21 protein-coding genes are annotated in these 23,029 nt (G+C 62.4%); 9 read left to right on the plus strand and 12 right to left on the minus strand.

The features are described from left to right. Positions 1-21: 21 nt before the first annotated feature. The 3 genes from HNR38_RS12410 to HNR38_RS12420 all read right to left on the minus strand — a co-directional run bounded on the left by HNR38_RS12410 (position 22) and on the right by HNR38_RS12420 (position 6,195). Positions 22-1,434: a sodium-dependent transporter gene (locus HNR38_RS12410; protein WP_183704650.1), complete on the minus strand. Its 1,413-nt coding sequence runs from the start codon at positions 1,432-1,434 to the stop codon at positions 22-24. A gap of 91 nt (positions 1,435-1,525) precedes the next feature. Next, positions 1,526-2,626 (minus strand): Glu/Leu/Phe/Val family dehydrogenase, encoded by a 1,101-nt coding sequence (locus tag HNR38_RS12415; RefSeq protein ID WP_183704652.1) that lies wholly within the window; start codon positions 2,624-2,626, stop codon positions 1,526-1,528. 65 nt (positions 2,627-2,691) lie between these two features. Then, positions 2,692-6,195, minus strand: a complete 3,504-nt coding sequence (locus tag HNR38_RS12420) for an indolepyruvate ferredoxin oxidoreductase family protein (RefSeq protein ID WP_183704654.1) — start codon at positions 6,193-6,195, stop codon at positions 2,692-2,694. A 301-nt stretch (positions 6,196-6,496) separates the two neighbouring features. Between HNR38_RS12420 and HNR38_RS12425 the strand changes: the two genes are divergently transcribed. From HNR38_RS12425 to HNR38_RS12435, 3 genes are all read left to right on the plus strand, one after another. Further along, the gene (locus tag HNR38_RS12425; RefSeq protein ID WP_183704656.1) at positions 6,497-7,207 is read left to right on the plus strand and encodes an AzlC family ABC transporter permease; all 711 of its coding nucleotides are present in this window, start codon (positions 6,497-6,499) and stop codon (positions 7,205-7,207) included. A 26-nt stretch (positions 7,208-7,233) separates the two neighbouring features. Next, a complete protein-coding gene (locus HNR38_RS12430) occupies positions 7,234-7,545 on the plus strand; it encodes an AzlD family protein (RefSeq protein WP_183704658.1) in 312 nt (103 codons plus the stop codon). A gap of 77 nt (positions 7,546-7,622) precedes the next feature. Beyond that, positions 7,623-8,951 (plus strand): hypothetical protein, encoded by a 1,329-nt coding sequence (locus HNR38_RS12435; RefSeq protein ID WP_183704660.1) that lies wholly within the window; start codon positions 7,623-7,625, stop codon positions 8,949-8,951. A gap of 11 nt (positions 8,952-8,962) precedes the next feature. Here the strand turns inward: HNR38_RS12435 and HNR38_RS12440 are convergent, their stop codons facing one another. Both HNR38_RS12440 and HNR38_RS12445 read right to left on the minus strand, forming a co-directional pair. Beyond that, positions 8,963-9,742, minus strand: a complete 780-nt coding sequence (locus tag HNR38_RS12440; RefSeq protein WP_183704662.1) for a DUF3750 domain-containing protein — start codon at positions 9,740-9,742, stop codon at positions 8,963-8,965. A gap of 132 nt (positions 9,743-9,874) precedes the next feature. Continuing rightward, entirely contained in the window at positions 9,875-10,216 is a 342-nt protein-coding gene (locus HNR38_RS12445) for a hypothetical protein (RefSeq protein WP_183704664.1), read from the minus strand. A 162-nt stretch (positions 10,217-10,378) separates the two neighbouring features. On the opposite strand from HNR38_RS12445, the gene HNR38_RS12450 reads away from it, so the two are divergent. The 6 genes from HNR38_RS12450 (at position 10,379) to HNR38_RS12475 (ending at position 15,261) form a co-directional block, all read left to right on the plus strand. Further along, positions 10,379-11,068, plus strand: coding sequence for a response regulator transcription factor (locus tag HNR38_RS12450; RefSeq protein WP_183704667.1), 690 nt, complete (start codon positions 10,379-10,381; stop codon positions 11,066-11,068). Next, positions 11,065-12,381 carry a sensor histidine kinase gene (locus HNR38_RS12455; protein ID WP_183704669.1) on the plus strand — a complete coding sequence of 439 codons (1,317 nt, stop codon included), beginning with the start codon at positions 11,065-11,067 and terminating at the stop codon, positions 12,379-12,381. Before HNR38_RS12450 ends, HNR38_RS12455 begins: the two co-directional genes overlap by 4 nt. A 7-nt stretch (positions 12,382-12,388) precedes the next feature. Continuing rightward, positions 12,389-12,994, plus strand: a complete 606-nt coding sequence (locus tag HNR38_RS12460) for an IMPACT family protein (protein WP_183704671.1) — start codon at positions 12,389-12,391, stop codon at positions 12,992-12,994. Between the two features lie 73 nt (positions 12,995-13,067). Next, on the plus strand, positions 13,068-13,595 hold the full coding sequence (locus HNR38_RS12465) for a DUF4136 domain-containing protein (protein WP_183704974.1): 528 nt from the start codon (positions 13,068-13,070) through the stop codon (positions 13,593-13,595). Positions 13,596-13,614: 19 nt separating this feature from the next. Beyond that, positions 13,615-13,974 (plus strand): translation initiation factor Sui1, encoded by a 360-nt coding sequence (locus tag HNR38_RS12470; protein ID WP_183704673.1) that lies wholly within the window; start codon positions 13,615-13,617, stop codon positions 13,972-13,974. A 33-nt stretch (positions 13,975-14,007) separates the two neighbouring features. Next, a complete protein-coding gene (locus tag HNR38_RS12475; protein ID WP_183704675.1) occupies positions 14,008-15,261 on the plus strand; it encodes a D-amino acid dehydrogenase in 1,254 nt (417 codons plus the stop codon). A gap of 71 nt (positions 15,262-15,332) precedes the next feature. Here HNR38_RS12475 and HNR38_RS12480 read toward each other — a convergent pair whose 3' ends face one another. From HNR38_RS12480 to HNR38_RS12510, 7 genes are read right to left on the minus strand one after another with little or no spacing between them, the layout of a single operon-like run. Then, positions 15,333-16,979: a fatty acid--CoA ligase gene (locus tag HNR38_RS12480; RefSeq protein ID WP_183704677.1), complete on the minus strand. Its 1,647-nt coding sequence runs from the start codon at positions 16,977-16,979 to the stop codon at positions 15,333-15,335. Positions 16,980-17,004: 25 nt separating this feature from the next. Beyond that, on the minus strand, positions 17,005-17,337 hold the full coding sequence (locus HNR38_RS12485; protein WP_183704680.1) for a Na+/H+ antiporter subunit G: 333 nt from the start codon (positions 17,335-17,337) through the stop codon (positions 17,005-17,007). A 16-nt stretch (positions 17,338-17,353) separates the two neighbouring features. Then, entirely contained in the window at positions 17,354-17,626 is a 273-nt protein-coding gene (locus HNR38_RS12490) for a K+/H+ antiporter subunit F (RefSeq protein WP_183704682.1), read from the minus strand. Beyond that, positions 17,623-18,111, minus strand: coding sequence for a Na+/H+ antiporter subunit E (locus HNR38_RS12495; RefSeq protein ID WP_183704684.1), 489 nt, complete (start codon positions 18,109-18,111; stop codon positions 17,623-17,625). Before HNR38_RS12495 ends, HNR38_RS12490 begins: the two co-directional genes overlap by 4 nt. After that, entirely contained in the window at positions 18,111-19,628 is a 1,518-nt protein-coding gene (locus HNR38_RS12500; RefSeq protein ID WP_183704686.1) for a monovalent cation/H+ antiporter subunit D, read from the minus strand. Before HNR38_RS12500 ends, HNR38_RS12495 begins: the two co-directional genes overlap by 1 nt. Beyond that, positions 19,625-19,993: a Na+/H+ antiporter subunit C gene (locus tag HNR38_RS12505; protein WP_183704688.1), complete on the minus strand. Its 369-nt coding sequence runs from the start codon at positions 19,991-19,993 to the stop codon at positions 19,625-19,627. The genes HNR38_RS12500 and HNR38_RS12505 overlap by 4 nt, the downstream gene beginning before the upstream one ends. Then, positions 19,993-22,794: a monovalent cation/H+ antiporter subunit A gene (locus tag HNR38_RS12510; protein WP_183704690.1), complete on the minus strand. Its 2,802-nt coding sequence runs from the start codon at positions 22,792-22,794 to the stop codon at positions 19,993-19,995. The genes HNR38_RS12505 and HNR38_RS12510 overlap by 1 nt, the downstream gene beginning before the upstream one ends. Positions 22,795-23,029 lie beyond the last annotated feature (235 nt).

Raw genomic sequence — 23,029 nt, forward strand, 5'->3', positions numbered from 1 at the left:
CGTGCAGGCTCCCCGGCAGGTTTAGACCAGGTTGTAGATAAACACGATGGCCACGGCGACCGGCGTAATGAAACGCACGGTCATGAACCACAGGCGGAACGCGGGGGCCGGCAGGCTCAACTCGTTTTCCATGGCTTGCCGCGACATCACCCAGCCGGCAAACAGCGCCACCAGCAGGCCACCCAGGGGCAGCAGAATGTTGGCGGTGAAGAAGTCCAGCAGATCGAAAACGGTCTTGCCTTCCAGCATGGGGATGAAGCCCAGGGGCGCGACATCGGCCCACAGGTTCAGGGACAGGATGGAAGCGATACCCAGAGCCCAGCAAACCAGTCCCGCACCCAGGGTGCTGACCGTGCGGTTCATGCCTTTCTGCTCCTCCAGCCACTCAACGATCGGCTCCAGCAGGGAAATGCCGGATGTCCAGGCCGCGAAGATCAGCAAAACGAAAAACAGGGTGCCAAACAGGCTGCCCAGGGGCATCTGACCAAAGGCCAGAGGCAGGGTCTGGAAAATCAGGCCAGGGCCGGCACCGGGTTCGAGTCCGTTGGCAAAGACAATAGGAAAGATTGCCAGACCGGCCAGCAGGGCCACGCCGGTATCAATAACGGAGACCGTCATCGAGGTCTTGGCGATGGAGATGTTCTTGGGCAGGTAGGACCCGTAGGCCATCATGACCGCCATGCCCAGGCTCAGGGTGAAAAAGGCGTGGCCAAGCGCCACCAGGATGCCGGTGGTGGTCAGGCTGGAGAAGTCCGGCTGGAACAGGAAGCTCACGGCCTGGCCGAAAGCGCCGGAAGTCATGGCGTAACCGACCATCACCAGGAGCAGTACGAACAGGGCCGGCATCAGAATGCTGACCGCCCGTTCGAGGCCGGAGCGCACGCCCCGGGCAACCACCACCATCACCAGGGCCATAAACACCGAATGCCAGAGCAGCAGGGTAACCGGATCACTCAGCAGCCCTGAGAAAATGGCGCCTATGGCCTCGGCGGACTGGCCGGCCAGCTGGCCGCTGGCGCTGGTGCCGACGTAGGACACGGCCCAACCACCGATCACCGAATAGAACGACAGGATCAGGAAGCCGGCGAGCACGCCCACGGCCCCCACCAGTTTCCAGGCCGGGTTCAGCCGGTCACGCTCGGTGATCAGGCGCAGGCTGTTGACCGGGCTGCGGCCGCCGCGGCGGCCGATCATCACTTCCGCCATCATGATCGGAATGCCGACCACGGCGATGCAGGCGAGGTAGACAATGACGAAGGCACCACCGCCGTTTTCGCCGGTGATATAGGGAAACTTCCAGATGTTGCCCAGGCCCACCGCCGACCCGGTGGCCGCCAGTATAAAGGCGAGCCTGGATGACCAGAGGCCGCGCTTGGCGTTGGCACCCTCAAGGGCACCGGAATAGGTTGCAGAACCTGTTGAATGAACAGACATGAGGATCTCCTGGAATACTTGTTTTTGTCGTCAGGTAAAAAGGGGAGCCGTGGCTGTCCAAGGCTCCCAGAGGGGAAGCACCGGTGTCAGGTCAACCGGCGCGAGCCCACCGCTGGGGTGCCAGCCCGGCACCCGCGATGTGTTTGCTGAACCGCTCTTCCGCCAGTTCGTTGGCGATGGCGCCGGTGGGGAGCCCGGACTTCTCAGAGCGGCTGAAAATCTCTGCCAGGGTCTCGCCAATGGTATCCACATGGCGCCGGACCTGGTCCGGTGACGCGCCGGTACGCTCGTAGAAGACATCGATGATGCCGCCGGCGTTGATGGCGAAATCCGGCGCATACAGGATGTCGTGCTGGCGCAGCATGGCATCGTGTTCCGGCCGTTCGAGCAGGTTGTTGGCGGCGCCGGCGATGATGCCGGCCCGGATCGCGGGGATACTGGTGTCGTTCAGGACCGCGCCCATGGCACAGGGGGCGACCACGTCCACCGGCAGGGTCAGGATGTCTTCGGCCGCCGCAGGGCGGGCGCCCAGTTCGTCTATGGCCCGGCGAAGATTATCCTCATGGATGTCATGCACCCAGAGTTCGGCGCCGGCGTCCGCCAGGTGCCGGGCCAGCCGGAAGCCGACATTGCCGATGCCCTGGATGGCCACTTTCAGGCCGTTCAGATCATCGCGGCCCAGGCGGTGGCGGACTGCCGCTTTCAGGCCGATGAAGGTGCCGTAGGCCGTGGCCGGGGATGGGTCACCGTTACTCGGGTTGCCATCGAAACCGGTGCGGGGCGCGATGCCGGCGACATGCCGGGTGTGGCGGCCCATGACTTTCAGGTCGGCGACGCTGGTGCCGGAATCCTCGGCGGCAATGTACTGGCCGCCCAGGCTTTCCAGATGCCGGCCCATGGCTTCGAGCATGGCGTCGGTCTTGTGTTTGCGCGGATCACCGATGATCACCGACTTGCCGCCGCCCAGGTCCAGGTTGGCCAGGGCGGATTTGTAGGTCATGCCCCGTGACAGTCGCAGGACATCCCGCAGGGCCTGTTCATCGCTGGCATAGGGGAACATCCGGCAGCCCCCGAGTGCGGGGCCGCGGCTGCTGTTGTGGATCGCGACGATGGACCTGAGGCCGGTCTGTGCATCGCAGAAAAAAGACAGGTGTTCGTGGTTGTCGAACTCCGGATGGCTGAATACGTTCATGGCGTTTCACCTTGTCCAGGGGCTACCGCTACCCTTGTGGGGCCTGCGGCAGCCGGTTTTTGTTGTTAGACGGCAGCGTTGGCGATCTGCTGGTGTTCCCGGGCCTGCGGGTTAAGCTCGGCCCGAAGCTGCTCGCGCTCACGGCGGGTTGCCTGATAGGCCGCTTCCTTGACCGGGCCGTAGCCGCGGATCTTCGCAGGCAGGTTGGCCAGGTTTCGGGCGGCATCGGCGTGGTCGGTGCTCAGGTGTTTGAGCAGATAGGCCACGTCGGCTTCGTATTCCCGGATCAGCTTGCGTTCCAGGCGGCGATCAGCGCTGTAGCCGAACGGGTCCAGCGGCGTGCCGCGCAGGCCCCGGGCTTTGGCCAGAATCCCGAACGCCCGCTCCATCCAGGGGCCGAAACGGTACTTCTTCGGACGCTCGCCCTGTTTGCCTCGGCTGAGCAGCGGCGGTGCCAGGTTGAATTCCAGCTCCACGTCGCCCTCGAACTCCTCCGCCAGCTGTTTGCGAAGGCTGCCATTGCTGAACAGGCGGGCCACTTCGTACTCGTCCTTGTAAGCCAGAACCCGGGCATAGTTCTCGGCAATCGCCCGCAGCAGCAGGGGATCCCGGTCCAGGCGCTGCTGGATGCGGGCTTCGGCCTGGCGTACCAGCTTTTCATAACGCCGGGCCAGCCCGGCATTCTGGTACTCGGCCAGATGGGCCTTGTTGCGTTCAATGAGCTGATCGAGGGTCTCCATCACCTGGACAGGGTTGCCCTGGGGCTTCGGAAACGCCAGCGCTTTGACCCGGTCCAGATCGTGGGCGGCGCGCCGGCCCCACAGGAAGGCCTGCTTGTTCTTCTCGATGGCCACGTTATTGAGCTCGATGGCCCGTTCAATCGCTGCCGCGCTCAGGGGCAACAGGCCCTGCTGGTAGGCAAAACCGATGGTGAACAGGTTGACCGCCATGCCGTCGGCCATCAGCGCCTTGGCCAGTCCGCCGGCATCCAGGAACCAGCTGCTGCCGGACTGGCAGGCTTCCCGGATGCTCTGTTCCATGGCGTCGCCCGGGAACTGGATATCCGGATCCCGGGTGAAGGCCGCCGGCATGGCCGGTTCGGTGTTGACCACGGCCCGGGAGAAGCGGTTGTCGAGTTTCGCCAGGGCTTCGTCGCCGGCGGCGACCATCAGGTCAAAGGCAATCATCAGGTCGGCCTCGCCGGCCGGGATGCGCACGGCGTGGATGTCTTCCTGGTGATCGCTGATGCGGACATGGCTGACCACGGCGCCAAATTTCTGTGCCAGGCCGGTCTGGTCCAACACGGAGACGCCCTTGCCTTCAAGGTGGGCGGCCATGCCCAGCAGGGCACTGACCGTCACCACACCGGTGCCACCGACACCGGTCAGCAGAATGCCGTAAGGGTCGTGGCCGGAGACCCGGGTGGGTTCCGGCAGTTCCGGGAAGTCCACATCGGCGCTGACGCCGGCGGGTTTCTTCAGCCGGCCGCCCTTGACGGTGACAAAGCTCGGGCAGAACCCCCGCACACAGGAGAAGTCCTTGTTGCAGGCGGACTGGTCAATGGTGCGCTTGCGGCCCTGTTCGGTTTCCTTGGGCAGCAGCGACAGGCAGTTGGACTGGATGCCGCAGTCACCACAGCCCTCGCACACATCGGCGTGAATCATCACGCGCTGATCCGGGTCTTCCATGGTGCCGCGTTTCCGGCGCCGGCGTTTCTCGGCCGCGCAGGTCTGGTCATAGATGATGACCGAGCAGCCTTCGATCTCGCGCATTTCACGCTGAAGTTCGTCCAGGTCATCGCGATGGTGAAAGGTGGTGCGATCGGCAAAGTCGGCCCGGGAGGGGTACTTGTCGATGTCGTCGCTGACCACGGCGATGCGGCGCACACCCTCGCCGTAGAGCTGATGGCTGATCTGCTGGACGGTGAGGGTGCCGTCCACCGGCTGGCCGCCGGTCATGGCCACAGCGTCGTTGTAGAGAATCTTGTAGGTGATATTGGCACCCGAGGCGATGGCTGCCCGGATGGCGAGCACGCCGGAATGGAAATAGGTGCCGTCACCCAGGTTCTGGAACACGTGTTTCTGGCTGGTGAAGGGCGCCTGGCCCAGCCAGGTCACCCCTTCGCCACCCATCTGGGTGAAGGTGTCGGTGCCCCGGTCCATCCAGGTGGCCATGTAGTGGCAACCGATACCGCCCAGGGCCCGGCTGCCTTCGGGCACCTGGGTGGAGGTGTTGTGGGGACAGCCGGAGCAGAAATGCGGCGTGCGCTCGAGCCGTTCGCGGGGCTGGGCCAGGCTGTTTTCCTTCTCGGCCAGGAAGTCCAGGCGCTGGCGCAGCGTGTCGTTGCAGTAACGGCCCTCCAGCCGCGAGGCGATGGCCCGGGCCACCATGGCCGGGGTCAGCTCGGCAATCACCGGCAGCAGTTCGTTGCCCTGGTCGTCCAGTTTGCCGATCACCCGGGGCCGCCGGGCATCCTGCCAGGTGTAGAGTTGGGCCTTGATCTGTTCCTCGATCAGCCCGCGCTTTTCTTCCACCACCAGGATTTCTTCCAGGCCACTGGCAAACTCGAAGATGCCCTCGGGTTCCAGGGGCCAGGGCATGGCTACCTTGTAGACACTCAGGCCGATGGCTTCGCGTTCCTGCTCGCCCAGTCCCAGGTCCGCCAGTGCCTGGACAACATCCAGATAGGCCTTGCCGGTGGTGATGATGCCCAGGCGGGGCTGGCTGGCAGAAAACACTGTATGGTCCAGGCGGTTGGCGCGGCAGAAGGCGCGGGCGGCATCCAGTTTGTGCCGATGCAGGCGCTGTTCCTGCTCCATGGGCTTGTCCGGCCAGCGTGAATTCAGGCCGCCCTCGGGCATGCGGAAATCCTCCGGAAGCCGGATCTGGATGCGATCCAGGTCCAGGTTGGCGGAAATGGACGAGTCCATGTTCTCCGCCAGTGCCTTGAACCCCACCCAGCAGCCGCTGTAACGGGACATGGCCCAGCCGTAGAGGCCCAGGTCGAGAATGTCCTGTATGCCCGCCGGGTTCAGAACCGGCATGCCGGCGTCCTGAAAGGCGTAGTCACTCTGGTGGGGCAGGGTGGAGGACTTGCAGGCGTGATCATCACCGGCCACTGCCAGCACACCGCCGAACCGGGAGGTGCCGGCGGCATTGGCGTGCTTGAAGACATCGCCGGTGCGATCGACACCGGGGCCCTTGCCGTACCAGAGGGCAAACACGCCATCGTAGCGGGCGCCCTCGAAAATATTGACCTGCTGGCTGCCCCAGACGGCGGTGGCACCCAGGTCTTCGTTAACACCGGGCAGGAAATGGATGTTCTGTTTTTTCAGGTAATCGCGGGCTTTCCAGAGAACCTTGTCGAAGCCGCCCAGGGGTGAGCCCCGGTAACCGGAGATGAAGCCGGCGGTATGGAGTTGGTTCTTCTGGTCAAGGCGGGCTTGCAGCAGGGGCAGACGTGCGAGTGCCTGGCTGCCATTCATATACACGGGGCCACTGTCTTTTGCCCAGATGTCATCCAGGCTGACAGTACGCAGCCCTTGCGGGGAGCGTGAAAGATCAGACATGTTGTAATCCTCTCCCACCTGACCGGATCGCGGCGGTTGGGTTGTCTTGTTTTTGTTCGTCCGGCTTTTGGCCGGCGCTTCGGTCTTGGGTGTCCTGCCCGAAGGATTGGTCGGGCCCGCCCTTTTGGGGCTGGACAAAATTCAAGCTAAAGGAAGTTTACGTGAACGTCAATCCAGAAATGGGGATAAATCGGGAAAGTAACTGAGGTAGTCATCTAACCACTTGAGCTGGCGATAGAATTTTTTTCTAATAGGGTTTCTACCTATTCGCCTTTCACTTTATCCGACATAGCGTCCTCTGATGTCTGCCAATCTTTATCCCTACCAGTTTGAGTCCCGCAAGGTGCGGGCGGAGTTTTTCCGCCTGCTGCCGATCTCGTTGTTTGTGGTGGCCTTCGGCACCGCGTTCGGCCTGGCCGCCAGTCAGGAGGGGCTATCGCCGTTTCAGTCCATTCTGATGAGTGCGGCGATGTTCGCTGGCGCCTCCCAGTTTGCGGCCGTGGACATGTGGGGCGCGGAAGTCTCTTTACTGCCGTTGATGGCGGTGGTCTTTGCCATCAACTCCCGGCACCTGCTGATGGGGGCGTCCCTGTACCCGATGCTCAGGGACGTGTCCCCGGGCCGTCGCTATGCCCTGTTGCTGCTGCTCACCGACGCCAACTGGGCGGTGTCGGCGCAGGAATACCAGAGTGGCCGGCGCAATCTGGAGGTCATCATCGGTGGTGGGCTGGTGCTCTGGATGGCCTGGATTCTGGGCACGTCTGTCGGGGTCTTCTTCGGCGGGCTGTTACAGAATCCCAAGGCCTTCGGTCTGGACATGGTGCTGGGCTGTTTTCTGTTGTCTATGGCCCTGGGCGGCAACAAGAGCCCTCGGGTGCTGGTGGCCTGGCTGGTTGCGGGCGCCGGTTCCCTGGCTGCCTGGAAATGGCTGCCTCCCAATAGCCACGTAGTGGTGGGGGCGCTGGCCGGCGGTGTTGTCGGCCTGTTCTGGGCGGACAGATCAGACAAATAGGATGAAACCGGTGAGGAGGCTGCCTGATGACTATTGAAACCACCTCCGCCGGGGTTCTGGCCCTGATTGCCATTATGGCGCTGGTGACCCTGGTGACCCGCTTCGGCGGGGTGTTCGTGATGTCGTTTGTGCGCATCAATCCAAGGGTCGAAAGCTTCATCAATACCATGGCCAGCTCCGTTCTGATTGCCATTATCGTGCCCATGGCGGTGGCTGGCGACCTGGGCGCGCTGGCGGCCCTGGCGGCAACGGGTATGACCATGCTGGTGCTGAAAAAGCCCCTGCCGGCCATTGCCATGGGGTTGGTGGCGGCGGCGCTGGTCCGGTATGTAATCTGAGAGATCTGTGTAAAAACTGTTCAAGTTTCCGGTTGTGGTGCCGATAACCCAGGCAATCGTCTAGAGGGTTCGCAGCCATGATTACATCCAGCCAGATTTCCCTGTTTCAGGACAGTTCGCGCCAGGTTTCCACTCTGGATGCCAGTCAGCTCCGGGTGCGGCAGTCGGGTTCCGCTCCGGGGCAGGCCGTGGATCAGGGAACAGAACTGTCCGTATTCCGTCAGGCAGCCTACCGCTACAGCGCCCGGGAACAGATGGCGTTCAGCTCCAGCGGCGAGGTGTCCGGGGATGGCCGCACTCAAAGTTTCACTACCGAGCAACTGCTGGAGCGGTCGTCGGACCTGTTGCTAGTGGGGCAGCAGGCCATGCGCGTCAGCCGCGCGGCCCTGGGCGGGGAAGCGCCGGTGGAAACACCGCAAAGTCTGTCCGTCTCAGCCAGTCGGTACATGTTTTATTCGGAGTCGGAAAGCCGGAGTTTTGCCTCCTCGGGAAGTATCACCCTGGATGATGGCAATACCATCGATTTCACCCTGTCGCTCCGCCAGTCCCAATCCCGGAGTTATCAGTATTCGGAAAACGTTCAGATCCGTGAGCGCCCCATGTCCGATCCGCTGGTCATCAATTTTGGTGCCGCCACCGCCCGTCTGACCGACACCCTGTTTGAGTTTGACATGACCGGCAACGGTGAGACCGAGTCGTTTGCCGCGCTCGGTGCCGGCAGTGGTTACCTGGTGTTTGATCGTAATGGCAACGGCAAGGTGGATGACGGTTCGGAACTGTTTGGCCCGGGCTCAGGCTCGGGGTTTGGTGAACTGGCCCGTTACGATGATGATGGCAATCGCTGGATTGATGAAGGTGACGAGGTGTTCGATTCCCTGTCGGTCTGGGTGCAGACCGCCGATGGGGGCGAGGAACTCCGATCACTGGCGGAGGTGGGAGTGCAGGCCCTGTATCTGGACAGCGTCCAGGACAGTTTCACTCTGGCCAACAGCCAGGGTGTCCCACTTGGCCAGATCCGGTCGTCCGGGATCTATCTGACCACTGGTGGTGAAGTGCGGACGCTGGAGGAACTGGACCTGGCGGCTCAGGACCTGGCGGCTGACACCCCGGAAGAAGCGGTTCCGGCCATGGTGGAAAGCCTGCCTGAGCCGGCAGGGCGCGTAGACCCTGTGACCAATGGACTGGTGGAAGCCCGGGTTGAAGCGATCCGGGGTGCGCTGGAAAAGCTCAACAGCATTCGCGAAGAGCAGAAAGCGTTCATCAAGGCCTCCAGGGAGGAAGGCAAAGCGACCTCGCCCCTGGATCATTATCTGAAAGTGATCGACAAGCTGCGACTGGCCCTGCTCAACAGCCAGGATGAGAAAAAACAGGCGGCCAGTCGTTATCTGGAATTTGCCCGGAGCTGAGTTGGCACCGGTCAGGGCGCGGCCGTTTCGGTGTCTGGCATCGGGTTGGTATTGAGCAGTGCCAGCTCGCCAATGCCGGGAAGCTTGATGCCCAGTGCCATTGGGTTGATGCCGAAGGACAGGCCCAGAACGTTGACCTCCAGGCCTTCCCGTGCGCCCGCAAGCACGCCGAGGTAGCCGCCCAGTGACACCTGGTAACCGGTGCCGCCGGGCACCCGGGCCGCAATTTCGTCGCCCAGGTAGTCCTTGCCGATGGCATGGTTGGGCAGAGCTACATCCAGTCCCGGTGTCTGGCGGATCACCCAGGCGGTGAAGGTATTGCTGTTGGGGCCGGGCCAGGCGTTGTACTCGGTCGGGTAGGGATAGGCCGCTACAGCCTGCTCAATCCGCGGAATGAGTTCGGCTGCAGATTTGCCACGAATATCGGCATACAGCTCAGGAGCAGCACCATACCAGTGTCGATCCGGTTCGCCCGGCCGGGAGTTCACCACGTTCCGGCGCCAGCCGGTGACTTCGTGCACCCGGTAATGATCGGCGTTAGCTTCTTTTGTGGCAATCCACGTATGGACCGCAAAATACCCCCGCCAACTCCAGGCGCGGGCACCGTAAACCTGCACCACGGCTTCCGGGGTTTCGCTGGCCAACGGGGCGATGCCTGCACTTTCTCGGCTGGCATCCTGCCAGCTTTCGGCGCCAGCCAGATTGCCGCTTGTCGCCATCAGCAATGGTCCGAACAGCAGCAGGGCCAGTGATCCGGTGATCCAGGCCAGGGATTTTAGCAGTCGTCGCATGTAGGATTTCCGTCAGCTCAAAATTGGAATGACAGCAGCAACCCGGCAGGGTTCCCCCGGCCGGGTCGAATCTGGTGGAAAGTACGCAAGCGAATGGTTGCTGGATGACTGCGCACCTTGAAGGCGGTCTGTTCAGTTGCCCTGGCGGTCACAGCGGCGCTGCATCTTCTCCCGCCATTGTTCCATCCGCTCCATGTTCTTTTGCTGGCGCTCCTGTTGTATTTCACGCCAGATTTCGCGCTGCTCCTCATTGAGCTTGAGCCGGTCGGCCATCTCGGCATTGCGCTTTGCCATTTCGGCACGGCGCTCGGCCATATTGAATGGCGCCTTGCCATCGCGGAAATTCTCGCACATGGCCTGACGGTCCCAGCGGCTGTCATGGTTCATGCCGTGTTTGCCGGCAAAGGCGAGTGGTGCGGAGACGATCAGTGCGGCCAGGGCACTGGCGGCGAGAATGGATCTACGTGTTTTCATGGTTCACCTCGTTGGTTTCGGGTCTTGATGCCTGCCATCATAAGGCGGGACAACGTCAGGGGATGTCAGGCGCTTGTAAAGGTTGGGTAAAGGGCAAACACCCGGAAAGGCCCAAACGGCGGTCGTGATAGACTGGCAGCGGACATTGGCGGAGAGGTCACCATGCAGAACCGGGTATTGCTGATCGAGGACGATGATGAACTACGGGCGTTGCTGGCCCGATACCTGGACAGTCAGGGCTTCACTGTGCGTGAGGCGGCCAATGGCCGTGACGGTCTGGCGCTGGCACTGGCTCAGGATTGTGACATTGTGGTTCTTGATATCATGCTGCCTGACATCAGCGGCCTGGACGTTCTACGCGAACTGCGCGGACAGGCCCACCTGCCGGTGATTCTGCTGACGGCCCGGGGCGATGAGACCGACCGAATCGTTGGTTTTGAAGTGGGCGCAGATGATTACATCCCCAAGCCCTGCAACCCCCGTGAACTGGTGGCCCGTCTGCAGGCCCTGTTACGCCGCATTGCCTGGGACCAGAAGAACGAGGTGGATGCGGCCCGAACCTACGGAGATCTGCGGGTGGAACCGGATCAGCGCCGGATCTACCAGAACGACACACCGCTGGACCTGACGGCCACTGAATACGAGGTGCTGCAGGTGCTGCTGGCCCGGGCCGGCAGCGTGGTACGCAAGACAGACCTGATGCAGTGGGCGCTCGGGCGCCGGCTGGAAGCCTACGACCGGACCCTGGATATGCACATCAGCAACCTGCGCAAGAAACTGGGTAACGATGACCCGCCCCGGATCGAGACGGTTCGTGGGCTTGGTTACAGTTACCGGGTGCCAGTCTCATGAAGCGGTTTACCTTCCCCCTGTTCTGGCGGATCTTCCTGTCTATCTGGCTGGCCATGGCCGTTGCGGTGGTGGCCAGTAACCTGGCGACCCGTTATTTCGTGGACCGGGAGCGTCACGCCATCGAGCGTGAAGTGGGGCTTCAGGAAGTCGCCACCGATGCGTTGGCGATCCAGCAACAACAGGGCACTCTGGCCGCCCGGAACTTCCTGCGGAACGAGAGTGACCGGTTGGACCTGCATCTGTTTCTGGTAGAGCGCGAAGGCGGCCATCACCGGCTGCCCAGGGGGATACGTCAGCGCATGAAATCCGGATGGTTCCCGAACAAGCCGGCGGTGATTGAACTTGACGGAGGCTATCAACTGGTGGCCTGGCCCCGTATGGGAGGGGAAGGCTGGCTGGAGCCCCGGGTATTCCGGTTTATGGAAATGGCGCTGGCCTTCCTGTTCATTACCCTGGCCTGCTGGTGGATCGCCCGGATGGTCGCCCGACCACTGGGCCATATGGAGGGCACCGCCCAGGCCATTGCTGCGGGCAATACCAGCCTGAGAGTCAATAACCGTATCACCCGCCGGCGGGATGAAGTGGGGCAGTTAGCCCGGGCTTTCAACGCCATGACCGACCGGCTGTGCCAGTTGCTCGACCGGCAGAACCAGTTGCTGCGGGACATTTCACACGATCTGCGCACGCCCCTGGCACGGCAACGGGTGGCCATTGAGCTTGCCAGTGACGCGGGCGCCGACACCGCCCTGATGGAAAGCATACTGCGCCAGAACGAGCGGCTGGAAGCCATGACCGGGCAGATCCTGGCGCTCTACCGTGTGTCCGAAGCCGGCGGCGATATGGAACGTGAGCCCGTGCGGTTGCTGGCGCTGGTGAACCGGGTCCTGGGCGATGCCGCTGATTACGCGGAGCAGCGGGGTGTGGACTGCCACCTGGAGGCCAGTCCGGAAGCCTCCACGGCATCGGTACTCGGGGACGCAAGTCTGCTGCAACGGGCGCTGGACAACGTGCTGCAGAACGCGCTGGACCATGCGCCGCCTTCGACGCGGGTGGACGTCCGGGTCGGCCAGGTGGAGGAACGCCTGGAGATCCTGATTGAGGACGAAGGCCCGGGCGTGGCTCACGAAACCCTGGCGCATCTGTTTGAGCCATTCTATCGGGCTGACCAGTCCCGTTCGGGGAACGGCTGGGGGCTGGGCCTGGCGATCAGCCGTGACATTATCGTGGCCCATGATGGCAGTATCCGCGCGGAGAACCGTGACACCGGGGGGCTGAGGGTTTTGATCAGCCTGCCGATATTTGTTAAGGACTGACCTTGTCATGAGTAAAGACTACCCTGTGCCAGCAGGCTTTCTGGAACGTGAAACAGAGATCAAGAAAAGCCGGTTCATTGCCCGGGTGTATCCTGTGGCCAGCCGGGATGAGGTCAAGGAACTGGCAGCGCTGGCGCACCGTGAGTTTCCTGATGCCCGGCATGTCTGCTGGGCCTACCAGATCGGCCGGCCCGGTTCGGCTGCCGAGGCGGGTATGAACGATGATGGCGAACCGTCCGGCACGGCCGGAAAGCCGATTCTCAACGTTATCCAGCACAAGGATCTGGGCGATGTGCTGGTGATCGTGATCCGCTATTTTGGCGGCATCAAACTGGGTGCCGGCGGGTTGGTACGGGCCTATGCCGGCGCCGCCGAAAGCGTGCTCTCTGCGGTGGACCGAAAGGTTCAGCAGTCTAGGTTGCAGGTGCGTGTTGCTCTGGGGTTTGCCGACGAGCAGCCCCTGCGGCACTGGTGTGAAAACAGCGACGGCCTGGTGGAGCAGGTGGACTATGGCAGCGGCGTCAGTGCCCTGGTGTCATTACCCGAGGTGGCGCGGGAACCCTTCGCCGGTTTCTGCGAGGCCCGCGGGCTGGATTACCGTTTCGAAAACTGAAGCCCTTGGCGAACCATCGCCGGGCAACTCCGCGTATACTCGTCACATGGCAGTCAATCCCGGAGGATCGATGATGCGTATTTTGATGACAGTTCTTCTGGCTGGATTTCTGGCCGGCTGTGCCAGCTCGGTGGTAACCGATTACCAGTCCCGGACCGCATTCTCGGATTACACCACCTGGGCGTTTGCGCCGGACCAGGAGTCCGGGGGCTTTCTGTCCCTGGATGGCCAGCGGGTGCGGGAAGCTGTGGCCCGTGAACTGGGGGGAACGACTCTGAAGCGGGCGGACGAAGCCGAGGCCGATCTGCTGATCAGCTGGCGCATCCAGGAAGAGGATCGCCTGGAGCAGAGTGGCGTTGGCCTGGGATTTGGCTTCGGGCACGGTAACTTTGGCTGGGGCATTACCGCGCCGCCACCGATTCGCGAGGTCACCGAGGGAAAACTGATTGTGCGCCTGGCGGACCGGGAGTCTGGAGAGGTGGTCTGGCAGGCCATCAGTCGTCGCTATCTGCGGGAGACCCAGTCTCCGGAAACCCGCCAGCGTATTATTGACGAGGTTGTCTCTGATATGTTTTCCCAATACCCTCCGGAGCTGAACTGAGCAATACAGGAAACTGAAGGTGGGTAAGAAGAATCAGGGCGGCCTGGTCTATTCCACGGATCAGGGCCGTATGTGTCCGCAGTGCCGTCGTCCGTCGTCCGAGTGTGTGTGTTCCGATACCGTCAGCCGGCCGGCGGGTGACGGTATCGTCCGGGTCAGTCGTGAGACCAAGGGGCGCAAGGGCAAAGGCGTGACACTGATCACCGGGATCCCGTTGGACGACAAGGCGCTGAAAGCCTACGCCAAGCAGCTCAAGGCCAAGTGCGGCACCGGTGGTACGGTCCGGGATGGTATCGTGGAAATTCAGGGAGATCAGCGCGACACGCTGGTGCCGTTGCTGGAACAGAAAGGATGGACCGTCAAACGCGCGGGCGGCTGACGGTCTGCAGTATCGATTTGAGGAGAGGCAGGCATGCACATACTGGTGATGGGAGCAGGCGTTGTCGGGGTGACCACCGCCTGGTTTCTGCAGAAACAGGGCCACAGGGTGACGGTGGTTGATCGCCAGAACCAGTCAGGGCTTGAAACCAGTTACGCCAATGGCGGGCAGATTTCCGTTTCCCATGCCGAGCCCTGGGCCAATCCCTCCGCCCCGCTGAAAGTCATGAAGTGGCTGTTCCAGCCTGACGCCCCCCTGCTTTACCGGCCCCGCCTGGACCCTTATCAGTGGCGCTGGGCCCTGTCTTTCCTGACCCAGTGCACCTCCGCCAAGGCGGCCCATAACATCCGCCAGATGGTGAACCTGGGCACCTACAGTCGCAGCCAGTTGCAGGCGTTGCGTCAGGAAGAGGGCCTGGAGTACGACCAACTGGACAGGGGCATACTGCACTTCTACACCAATCCGACGGAATTTGACGGGGCCCTGGGTCCGGCGCAGATCATGCGGGACCTGGGCTGCGATCGTCAGGTCATCGACGCCGATCGCGCGGTGGAACTGGAGCCGGCGCTGAAGCCAATCCGTCATCGCATCGCCGGCGCCACCTACACCAGTGAGGACGAAAGCGGGGATGCCCGAAAGTTCACCCAGGCGCTGGCCAAACGCTGTGAAGAGGCCGGTGTCGAATTCCTCTATGGCACCGAGATTCTGGATTTCGACCGGGCCAGTGACCGCATCATGGGCCTTCGCACCCTGCGCGAAGGTCACCACGAAACCCTCCGGGCCGACAGCTACGTGCTCAGCCTGGGCAGTTTCAGTGCCATTCTCGCGCGCCGCCTGGGCCTGTTCCTGAACATCTATCCGGCCAAGGGCTATTCGATCACAGTGCCGGTCAGGAATGAGGAAGCGGCCTTCAACGTCAGCCTGACGGACGACGAATACAAACTGGTGTATTCCCGCCTGGGTGATCGTATGCGCATTGCCGGTACCGCTGAGCTGAACGGCTATGGCCGGGATCTGAATCACACCCGCTGCCGGGCCATTGTGCGCCGGGTGGCTGAGATCATGCCGGAAGCCGGGCGCTGGGACGAGGCCGAGTTCTGGACCGGACTCAGGCCTGCGACCCCCTCCAATGTGCCCTACATTGGCAAGAGTCACTTCTCCAACCTGTACCTGAACACCGGTCACGGCACCCTTGGCTGGACCCACTCCTGCGGCTCGGCAGCGGCGCTGGCTGATATTGTGGCTGGCCGAAAGCCCGAGGTGGACTTCACCTTCTCCGGTCTCTGAGCGGGGTTTAACACCTTCCGGAAACAAAAAAGCCGGCGCTGATGCGCCGGCTTTTTTTCCGAACCGGTCAATCAGTCGTTGATCTGGTCCCGGATCAGCTTCTTGTTGATCTTGCCAACGCTGGTCTTGGGAATATCCTCGACAAAACGCATCTGTTCGGGAATCGCCCACTTGTTAATGTCGCCCCGGTCCACAAAGCCCTGGAGGTGCTCGCGGATATCGTCCTCGCCGATGTTTTCATCCGGCTTCAGGGTGATCAGCGCATAGGGGCGTTCACCCCATTTCTCATCCGGCACACCAACAACGGCGGTGGCCGCCACGGCCGGATGCTGGCTGATCAGGTTTTCCAGGTCGAGGGACGACAGCCACTCCCCGCCGGTTTTGATCACATCCTTGATCCGGTCCTTGATGGTCAGGGTGTTGTCCGGCTCCATGCTGGCGACATCGCCGGTATGCAGCCAGCCGCCCTGCCAGAGCTCCTCGCCCTTGTCCGGTTGCTTGAAGTAGTTTTCGGTCAGCCAGGGTGCCCGGGCGACCACTTCGCCTTTGGCCTCGCCGTCATGGGGCACCGGCTGGCCATCCGGATCAACGATTTCAAGCTCAACCATAGGCACGGCAATGCCGGTTTTCACCCGCTGGCCGATCTGCTGTTCCGGCGGCAGCTCCAGGTCTTCCGGCTTGAGGTGGGTGGTGCTCAGTAGTGGGCAGGTTTCGGACATGCCGTAACCGGTGTACATGCGCACGCCATGCTCGGCGCCGGCCTTGCACAGCCCGCGGGTCAGGGCGCTGCCCCCGATCAGTACGTGCCAGTTGCTCAAATCGGCGGACTTCACACCCTCGGTGGCCAGGATCAGCTGCATGACCGTCGGCACGCAGTGGGAGAAGGTCACGCCATGCTCCCGGATCAGTTCCACCAGCAGTTCCGGCTCGTAGCGGCCCGGGTAGATCTGTTTGACCCCCAGCATGGTGGCGGCGTAGGGCACCCCCCAGGCGTGTACGTGGAACATCGGGGTCAGTGGCATGTACACCGAAGACGAGCGCAGCAGCGGCATTTCGTCAAAGGCGGCCACGGCACCGCTGATGGCCAGAGTGTGCAGCACCAGTTGGCGATGGCTGAAGTAAACGCCCTTGGGATTGCCGGTGGTGCCGGTGGTGTAGAAGGTGGTGGCAACGCTGTTTTCGTCAAAATCCGGGAAGTCGAAGTGATCATCCGCACCGGCCAGCAGTGCCTCGTATTCGCCGGCAGTGTCCAGCGACGTCTGGCCGGGCTGGTCATTGTCGGTGAGCTGGATCCAGGTCTTCACTGTTTCGATATCGCTCTTCACACCCTCGATAATGGGCAGGAAGTCGTCATGCACCAGCACTACGTCGTCTTCCGCGTGGTTCATGGTGTAGACAATCTGATCCGGGGACAGGCGCACATTGACCGTATGCAGAACGGCGCCGATCATCGGCACCGCAAAAAAACACTCAAGATAACGAGGGGTATCCCAGTCCATGACGGCGACCGTGTCGCCCGCCTGGACGCCGGCTTCGGTCAGGGCGTTGGCCAGGCGGTGGATACGTTCCACCAGTTCACGATAGCTGTAGCTGCCCCGGTTGCTGTCGACGATCTGCTGGTCCGGGTTGTAGCGGGGACCGGACATTAGCAGGCGTTTGATCAGCAGTGGATACTGGTAGGCGTTGTCTGCCGGCTGGAGAACACGGGTTTGGGCCATTTCTGACTACCTCGCAGGGTTATCGTTATTGTTCCCAGGGGTTGCCCCGGGTGTCGTCTGTTGTTTTTACGCCTATGTGCATGGCGGCTTTGGCCAGCATATTGGCACTGACCGGTGCGGTCAGGAACAGGAATACCGTGATCAGTATTTCTGAAATGCCGATGCCTTCGCCAAGGCTGCTGAAATAGAGCACGGAACTGACCACGATGGCACCGACGCCCAGTGTGGTGGCTTTGGTGGGGCCGTGCAAGCGGGTGAAAAAGTCGGGCAGCCGGGCCAGGCCCAGGGCTCCGATCAGGGAGAAGGCGCCGCCCAGTAGCAGCAAAGCGGCAATGAGATACTCAGCGAACGGGTTCATGCACAGACCTCCGGAATTATTCGATGACGCTGCCGCGCTTGAGGTATTTGGCCATGGCCACGGTGCCGACAAAGCCCATGACCGCAATCAGCAGGGCGGACTCCAGATACATGCGTGTGCCCAGGGTGATGCCCAGCAGGACAATCAGCGCGATGGCATTGATATAAAGCGTATCCAGCGCCAGCACCCGGTCCGGCGCATCCGGGCCCTTGATCAGCCGGTACACGTTGAGCAGGGCGGCCAGGGTGACCATGGCAATGGTGACGTAAAGAGCGACGGTGATGATCATTGGAACATCTCCATGAGGCGCTTCTCGTAGCGCTGGTGGATGGCGTCGATGATCTCCTGGTCGGATTCGGCATCCAGGGCATGGATCAACAGCAGCGTCTGGTCATCGCTGACATCGGCGCTGACAGTGCCGGGAGTGAGGGAGATCGTGCTGGCCAGAATCGAAATGGCCAGTGGGTGCTCGAGCTGCAGCGGGTAGCAGACAAACACCGGCCGGGGTGGCCGCGGGCTCAGGATCAGCCGGGCCACGGAAAAGCTGGCGGCGACAATGTCCTTGAGCACGATCAGCAGATAGGCCGGCATCTTCCAGGCTTTGACGAACGCCGGCCGCTCCGGCCAGAAGCCGTGGGTGATCTGCGGAATCACCATGGCCAGTACCAGCCCCATGACGATGCTGGCGCCGGAGACGCCTTCGCTCAGAAACTGCCAGGTCACGAACAGCAGTGCGCTGAGCCAGGGCTGTGGGAAACCAAGACGGTCAAGCATCAGTTTTCCTCCCCGACCACGGGGGTCTCAAGTATTTCCAGATACCGGGTATGGTCCAGCAACTGGGCCGCCGTGGCATCGGTGTATTTGTTGATCGGACCGGCCATGGCCACGATCGCCAGGGTCAGGGCAATCAGGGCACCGGCCGCGATGGAGGTGGGGCCCGTGAGCCTGGGCGGTGATTCCAGATGGCCGTCCACCGTCCGCCAGAACACGATGCTGCCGGCACGGCTGTAGGCAACCAGCGACAGGAAGCTGCCCATCAGTAACACACCCCAGAGCCAGGCCATTTCCACCCCGGCCGGGACGGACTGCAGGATCAGGATCTTGCCAACGAACCCGCTGAGCGGCGGCAGGCCTGCGGCTGCCACGGCTCCGACCATGAACAGAACGCTCAGGAAGGTCCGGTTGCGCATGGGGGGGGCCGTGACAATGCGGTCACCGGCGGTGCCGCGCTGACCGGCAACCAGGGAGGCAACCAGGAACAGGCCGGCAACGGTCCAGGTGGTGCTCAGCATGTAGAACAGGGCGGCCGATAGGCCCGCCGGTGAGCCCAGCGCGATCGGAGCCAGCAGGGTGCCAACCGAGATAATCACCTGCCAGGCCACCAGGGAGCGCAGATTGTCGGCCCCCAGGGCCCCGATAAAGCCCATGGCCATGGTCACCAGTGCCAGCGGGAACAGCCAGTCCATCCCCAGGTTGGCCAGCGGCCCGGCCTGGTCGCCGAACACCAGCAGGTAAACCCGGAGAATGGCGTACACGCCCACCTTGGTCATGACCGCGAACAGGGCGGCCACCGGAGCCGTGGCTTTGGCGTAGGCCCGGGGCAGCCAGAAGCACAGCGGCAGGATCGCGGCCTTGAGCGCGAACACCACCAGCAGCATCATGCCGCCGGCCTTGACCAGTTGCAGGTTCTCGCCGGTTACCTGCTGCACACGCACGGCCAGGTCCGCCATATTGAGGGTGCCGGTAACGCTGTAGATCATGCCGACACTGATCAGGAAGACGGCGGAGCCGATCAGGTTCAGCACCACGTAATGCAGGCCCGGTACCGTGCGGATGGTGCCGCCGCCGTGCATTAGCAGCCCGTAGGAGGCAATCAGCAGCACCTCGAAGGCCACGAACAGGTTGAACAGGTCGCCGGTCAGGAACGCGATGTTCAGGCCCATCAACTGGAACAGGAACAGGGTATGGAACTGCCGGTTGCCCTCGTCAGAGCCGCCGAGCGAGAAAATATGGGCAAACAGGGCCAGCACCGAGGTCATCACAACCATGAACGCCGCCAGCCGGTCCAGCACCAGTACGATGCCAAACGGCGGCTGCCAGTTACCAAAGGCGTACATCCGGTAGTCACCATCCAGTGCCATGGAAAACAGCACCAGGCTGGCGCCAAGGATCAGTACGGTGGTGGTGATTGCCAGGGTTCGGCGCAACTGGATGGGCGCATAGCCCATGAACGCCTGGAGGATGCCACCGAGCAGGGGAATCAGAATGGGAGCCGTCAGCCAGTGGTTCATTTGCTGCCTGCCTCCCTTTCCCGCTTGCTGGGCTCGGTCGGTTGTGGCTGGCGGCCATCCACGTGATCGTCCTCATTATCGGCCAGGTTACGCAGTGACAGCACCACCACAAAGGCGGTCATGGCAAAACCGATGACGATGGCGGTCAGCACCAGCGCCTGGGGCAGCGGGTCACTGTAGGTTTCGGCGGAACCCAGCACCGGTTGCTGGCCGGTTGCCAGGCGGCCGGTGGAGAACAGGAACAGGTTAACGCCATAGGACAGCAGCGTCAGGCCGACCACCACGGGAAAGGTTCTGGCCCGGAGCAGCAGGTAAACGCCGGTGGCGGTCAAGGTACCGATGACCAGGGCAAATATCAGCTCCATTACGATTTCTCCCGGGGGCTCTTGATTGCTGAATGGGGTGACAGCCGGCCGATACTCACCAGGGCCAGCAGTGTCGCGCCAATAACCGTGAGGTAGACACCAAGGTCAAAAATCAGGGCTGAGGCCACCTCGAACTTGCCCACCACCGGCCAACTGATGTAGTCGAAAGTGGAGGTCAGGAACGGGTAGCCGAAGGCAAAGCTGCCGGCACCGGCAACGGTGGCAAACAGCAGGCCCAGCCCGATCACATTGTGGTATTTCACCGGAATGCGGTCCTGGGTCCAGGTCATGCCGCTGGCGATGTACTGGATGATCAGGGCCACCGAGGTCACCAGTCCGGCAATAAATCCACCGCCGGGCAGGTTATGGCCACGCAGGAAGATATAGACCGATACCATCAGTGCCAGCGGTAGCATGGGTCGGGCAATCTGCTTGAGCATCAGCGGATGGGCATCGCGGGTCCACGGGTGCCCCTGGCCGTCGCCAGGTGGTGGTGTCAGCGCTGTGTCCTTGAGCATGGCGTAGATACCCAGGGCCGCAATGGCCAGTACCGTGATTTCGCCCAGGGTATCAAAGCCCCGGAAGTCCACCAGAATGACGTTGACCACGTTGGTGCCACCGCCGCCGGGCTTGCTGTTCTCCAGGAAAAACTGGGAGATCGAGCTGAACGGCTGGGTCAGCATGGCCAGGGTGACCAGCGTCATGCCGCCGCCGGCCACCAGGGCCAGCACCAGGTCCCGAAGGCGCCGGCCGCCGGTGCTTTCGTGCGGTGTCCAGGACGGCATGTAGTAGAGCGCGAGCATCAGCAGAACAATCGTCACCACTTCCACGGACAACTGGGTCATGGCCAGGTCCGGTGCCGAGAAGCGGGCAAACGCCAGGGCAACCACCAGGCCAACAACGCTGAGCAGTACCAGCGCAATGAAGCGTTCCCGGTGCCCGATCGCGGTGGCGATGGCACACAGGATCAGCACGCCGGCGGCGATGGCGGTGGGCCAGTCCACCGGGGACAGGCCGTTCTCGCCCACGAAGACGCCCATGGTGCTCAGCGGCACCAGGGCCACCGCGATAACGCTGACCACCAGCAACATGGCGTAACGCTGCAGTGAGCCGTTTTCAATGGCGCCGGTGAAGCGGTGGGCCAGATCCACCAGCCAGGACACCACCGACTCGAACACGGCTTTCTCGTCGATTTCCCGGAAACGGGCGTGGAAGTCGAAGAACTTCTGGCGCTGGCTGTACATCAGCAGGCCGCCGACAAACGCCGCCACACTCATCATCAGAGGCAGGTTGATGCCATGCAGGATGGTCAGGTGGTAGTCCGGCACCTCGCCGCCCAGGGTGGCGTAGGAGGCCGCGTACAGCAGCGGGCCAATGGAGAAGGCCGGGAACATGCCCACCATGATGCAGGCAAAGACCAGAATCTCCACCGGAATCTTCATGTAGCGCGGCGGCTCATGAGGCGGGTAAATCGGCAGATTGACCGGCTTGCCGTTGAAGAACACGTCGTGCACGAAGCGCGCGGAGTAGGCCACCGCAAAAATACCCGCCAGAGTCGCCACCAGCGGCGGCAGCCAGGCCAGCCCGCCGGGCAGGTTCAGTTGCAGGGACTCGGCGAAAAACATCTCCTTGCTCAAAAAGCCGTTGAGCAGGGGGACGCCGGCCATGGACGACGCTGCGACCATGGCCAGTGTGGCGGTGTGGGGCATGTAGCGCCACAGGCCGTTGATCTGGCGCATGTCGCGGGTGCCGGTTTCGTGATCGATGATACCAGCCGCCATGAACAGCGAGGCCTTGAAGGTGGCATGGTTGATCACGTGGAAAACCGCGGCCACGGCGGCGAGCTTGGTGCCCATACCGAACAGCAGGGTGATCAGGCCCAGATGGCTGACCGTGGAGTGGGCCAGCAGGCCTTTGAGGTCATGCTTGAACATCGCCACATAGGCGCCAATCAGCAGTGTGGCCATGCCGGTGAAGCTGACCATGTAAAACCACTGCTCGGTGCCAGCCAGGGCCGGATACAGGCGCGCCATCAGGAACACGCCGGCTTTGACCATGGTGGCCGAATGCAGATAGGCGGAGACCGGTGTCGGCGCCTGCATGGCATGGGGCAGCCAGAAGTGGAACGGGAACTGGGCGGATTTGGTGAAGGCGCCCAGCAGTACCAGGGTCAGGGCAACCGGGTACAGGGCATGGGACTTGATCAGGTCGCCTGCGGCCAGTACGTCATCGAGCTCATAGCTGCCAACGATGTTGCCGATCAGCAGAATGCCGGCGAGCAGGGCCAGTCCGCCACCGCCGGTCACCGCCAGGGCCATGCGGGCACCCCGCCTGGCGTCCTGTTTGTGGTTCCAGAAGCTGATCAGCAGGAACGAGGTCAGGCTGGTCAGCTCCCAGAAAATCAGCATCAGCAACAGGTTGCCTGAAAGCACGATGCCAAGCATGGAGCCCTTGAAGCACAGCAGCAGGGCGTAGAACTTGCCGACGTTCTCCGCCGGTTTGAGGTAGTAGCGTGCGTACAGGATGATCAGCAGGCCGATCAGCAGTATCAGCAGGGCGAACAGCAGCGCCAGGCCGTCCAGGCGGAAGCTGAAGGACAGCCCCAGTGCCGGCAGCCATTCGTAACTGGCCAGTACCGTGCCGCCACCGGCGAGTGTTTCCCAGTGCGGGAACAGCGCCGCCAGAGCGATCAGCGCCGGTACGGACGACGCGATGGCAATGGCCGTGCGCCCGCCCTGGGCGAACAGGGGCGCGGCAATGGCCCCCAGAAAAGGCAGAAATACAACCAGCGGTAGCGACATCGCAACCTCTTTGTCGGTGTTGTTTTACATGATCGGCCGGGGATACGACGCCCACAGAGTTTAGCCTCAGGTGGCGCGCCATGCATAACACGACCGGTGACACCGGTCTGCAATCGGAATCAGGCAGGGAAGGGCGGATCGGGGAAATACGGCAGACGACCACGCTGGACGACGATATCCGCAGTCAGGGGGGCCGTTGGTGTATTCGTGCAGCCGGCGGACCTTTCGGTCATGG

Origin of the sequence: Marinobacter oulmenensis (genome assembly GCF_014201735.1) — a bacterium.
GTDB classification, from domain to species: Bacteria; Pseudomonadota; Gammaproteobacteria; order Pseudomonadales; family Oleiphilaceae; genus Marinobacter; species Marinobacter oulmenensis.

Excerpts from the sequence above, each read along its gene's own strand:
- HNR38_RS12410 (WP_183704650.1), bottom strand. The coding sequence starts at position 1,434 with ATGTCTGTTCATTCAACAGGTTCTGCAACCTATTCCGGTGCCCTTGAG.
- HNR38_RS12415 (WP_183704652.1), bottom strand. The coding sequence starts at position 2,626 with ATGAACGTATTCAGCCATCCGGAGTTCGACAACCACGAACACCTGTCT.
- HNR38_RS12420 (WP_183704654.1), bottom strand. The coding sequence starts at position 6,195 with ATGTCTGATCTTTCACGCTCCCCGCAAGGGCTGCGTACTGTCAGCCTG.
- HNR38_RS12425 (WP_183704656.1), top strand. The coding sequence starts at position 6,497 with ATGTCTGCCAATCTTTATCCCTACCAGTTTGAGTCCCGCAAGGTGCGG.
- HNR38_RS12430 (WP_183704658.1), top strand. The coding sequence starts at position 7,234 with ATGACTATTGAAACCACCTCCGCCGGGGTTCTGGCCCTGATTGCCATT.
- HNR38_RS12435 (WP_183704660.1), top strand. The coding sequence starts at position 7,623 with ATGATTACATCCAGCCAGATTTCCCTGTTTCAGGACAGTTCGCGCCAG.
- HNR38_RS12440 (WP_183704662.1), bottom strand. The coding sequence starts at position 9,742 with ATGCGACGACTGCTAAAATCCCTGGCCTGGATCACCGGATCACTGGCC.
- HNR38_RS12445 (WP_183704664.1), bottom strand. The coding sequence starts at position 10,216 with ATGAAAACACGTAGATCCATTCTCGCCGCCAGTGCCCTGGCCGCACTG.
- HNR38_RS12450 (WP_183704667.1), top strand. The coding sequence starts at position 10,379 with ATGCAGAACCGGGTATTGCTGATCGAGGACGATGATGAACTACGGGCG.
- HNR38_RS12455 (WP_183704669.1), top strand. The coding sequence starts at position 11,065 with ATGAAGCGGTTTACCTTCCCCCTGTTCTGGCGGATCTTCCTGTCTATC.
- HNR38_RS12460 (WP_183704671.1), top strand. The coding sequence starts at position 12,389 with ATGAGTAAAGACTACCCTGTGCCAGCAGGCTTTCTGGAACGTGAAACA.
- HNR38_RS12465 (WP_183704974.1), top strand. The coding sequence starts at position 13,068 with ATGCGTATTTTGATGACAGTTCTTCTGGCTGGATTTCTGGCCGGCTGT.
- HNR38_RS12475 (WP_183704675.1), top strand. The coding sequence starts at position 14,008 with ATGCACATACTGGTGATGGGAGCAGGCGTTGTCGGGGTGACCACCGCC.
- HNR38_RS12480 (WP_183704677.1), bottom strand. The coding sequence starts at position 16,979 with ATGGCCCAAACCCGTGTTCTCCAGCCGGCAGACAACGCCTACCAGTAT.
- HNR38_RS12485 (WP_183704680.1), bottom strand. The coding sequence starts at position 17,337 with ATGAACCCGTTCGCTGAGTATCTCATTGCCGCTTTGCTGCTACTGGGC.
- HNR38_RS12490 (WP_183704682.1), bottom strand. The coding sequence starts at position 17,626 with ATGATCATCACCGTCGCTCTTTACGTCACCATTGCCATGGTCACCCTG.
- HNR38_RS12495 (WP_183704684.1), bottom strand. The coding sequence starts at position 18,111 with ATGCTTGACCGTCTTGGTTTCCCACAGCCCTGGCTCAGCGCACTGCTG.
- HNR38_RS12500 (WP_183704686.1), bottom strand. The coding sequence starts at position 19,628 with ATGAACCACTGGCTGACGGCTCCCATTCTGATTCCCCTGCTCGGTGGC.
- HNR38_RS12505 (WP_183704688.1), bottom strand. The coding sequence starts at position 19,993 with ATGGAGCTGATATTTGCCCTGGTCATCGGTACCTTGACCGCCACCGGC.
- HNR38_RS12510 (WP_183704690.1), bottom strand. The coding sequence starts at position 22,794 with ATGTCGCTACCGCTGGTTGTATTTCTGCCTTTTCTGGGGGCCATTGCC.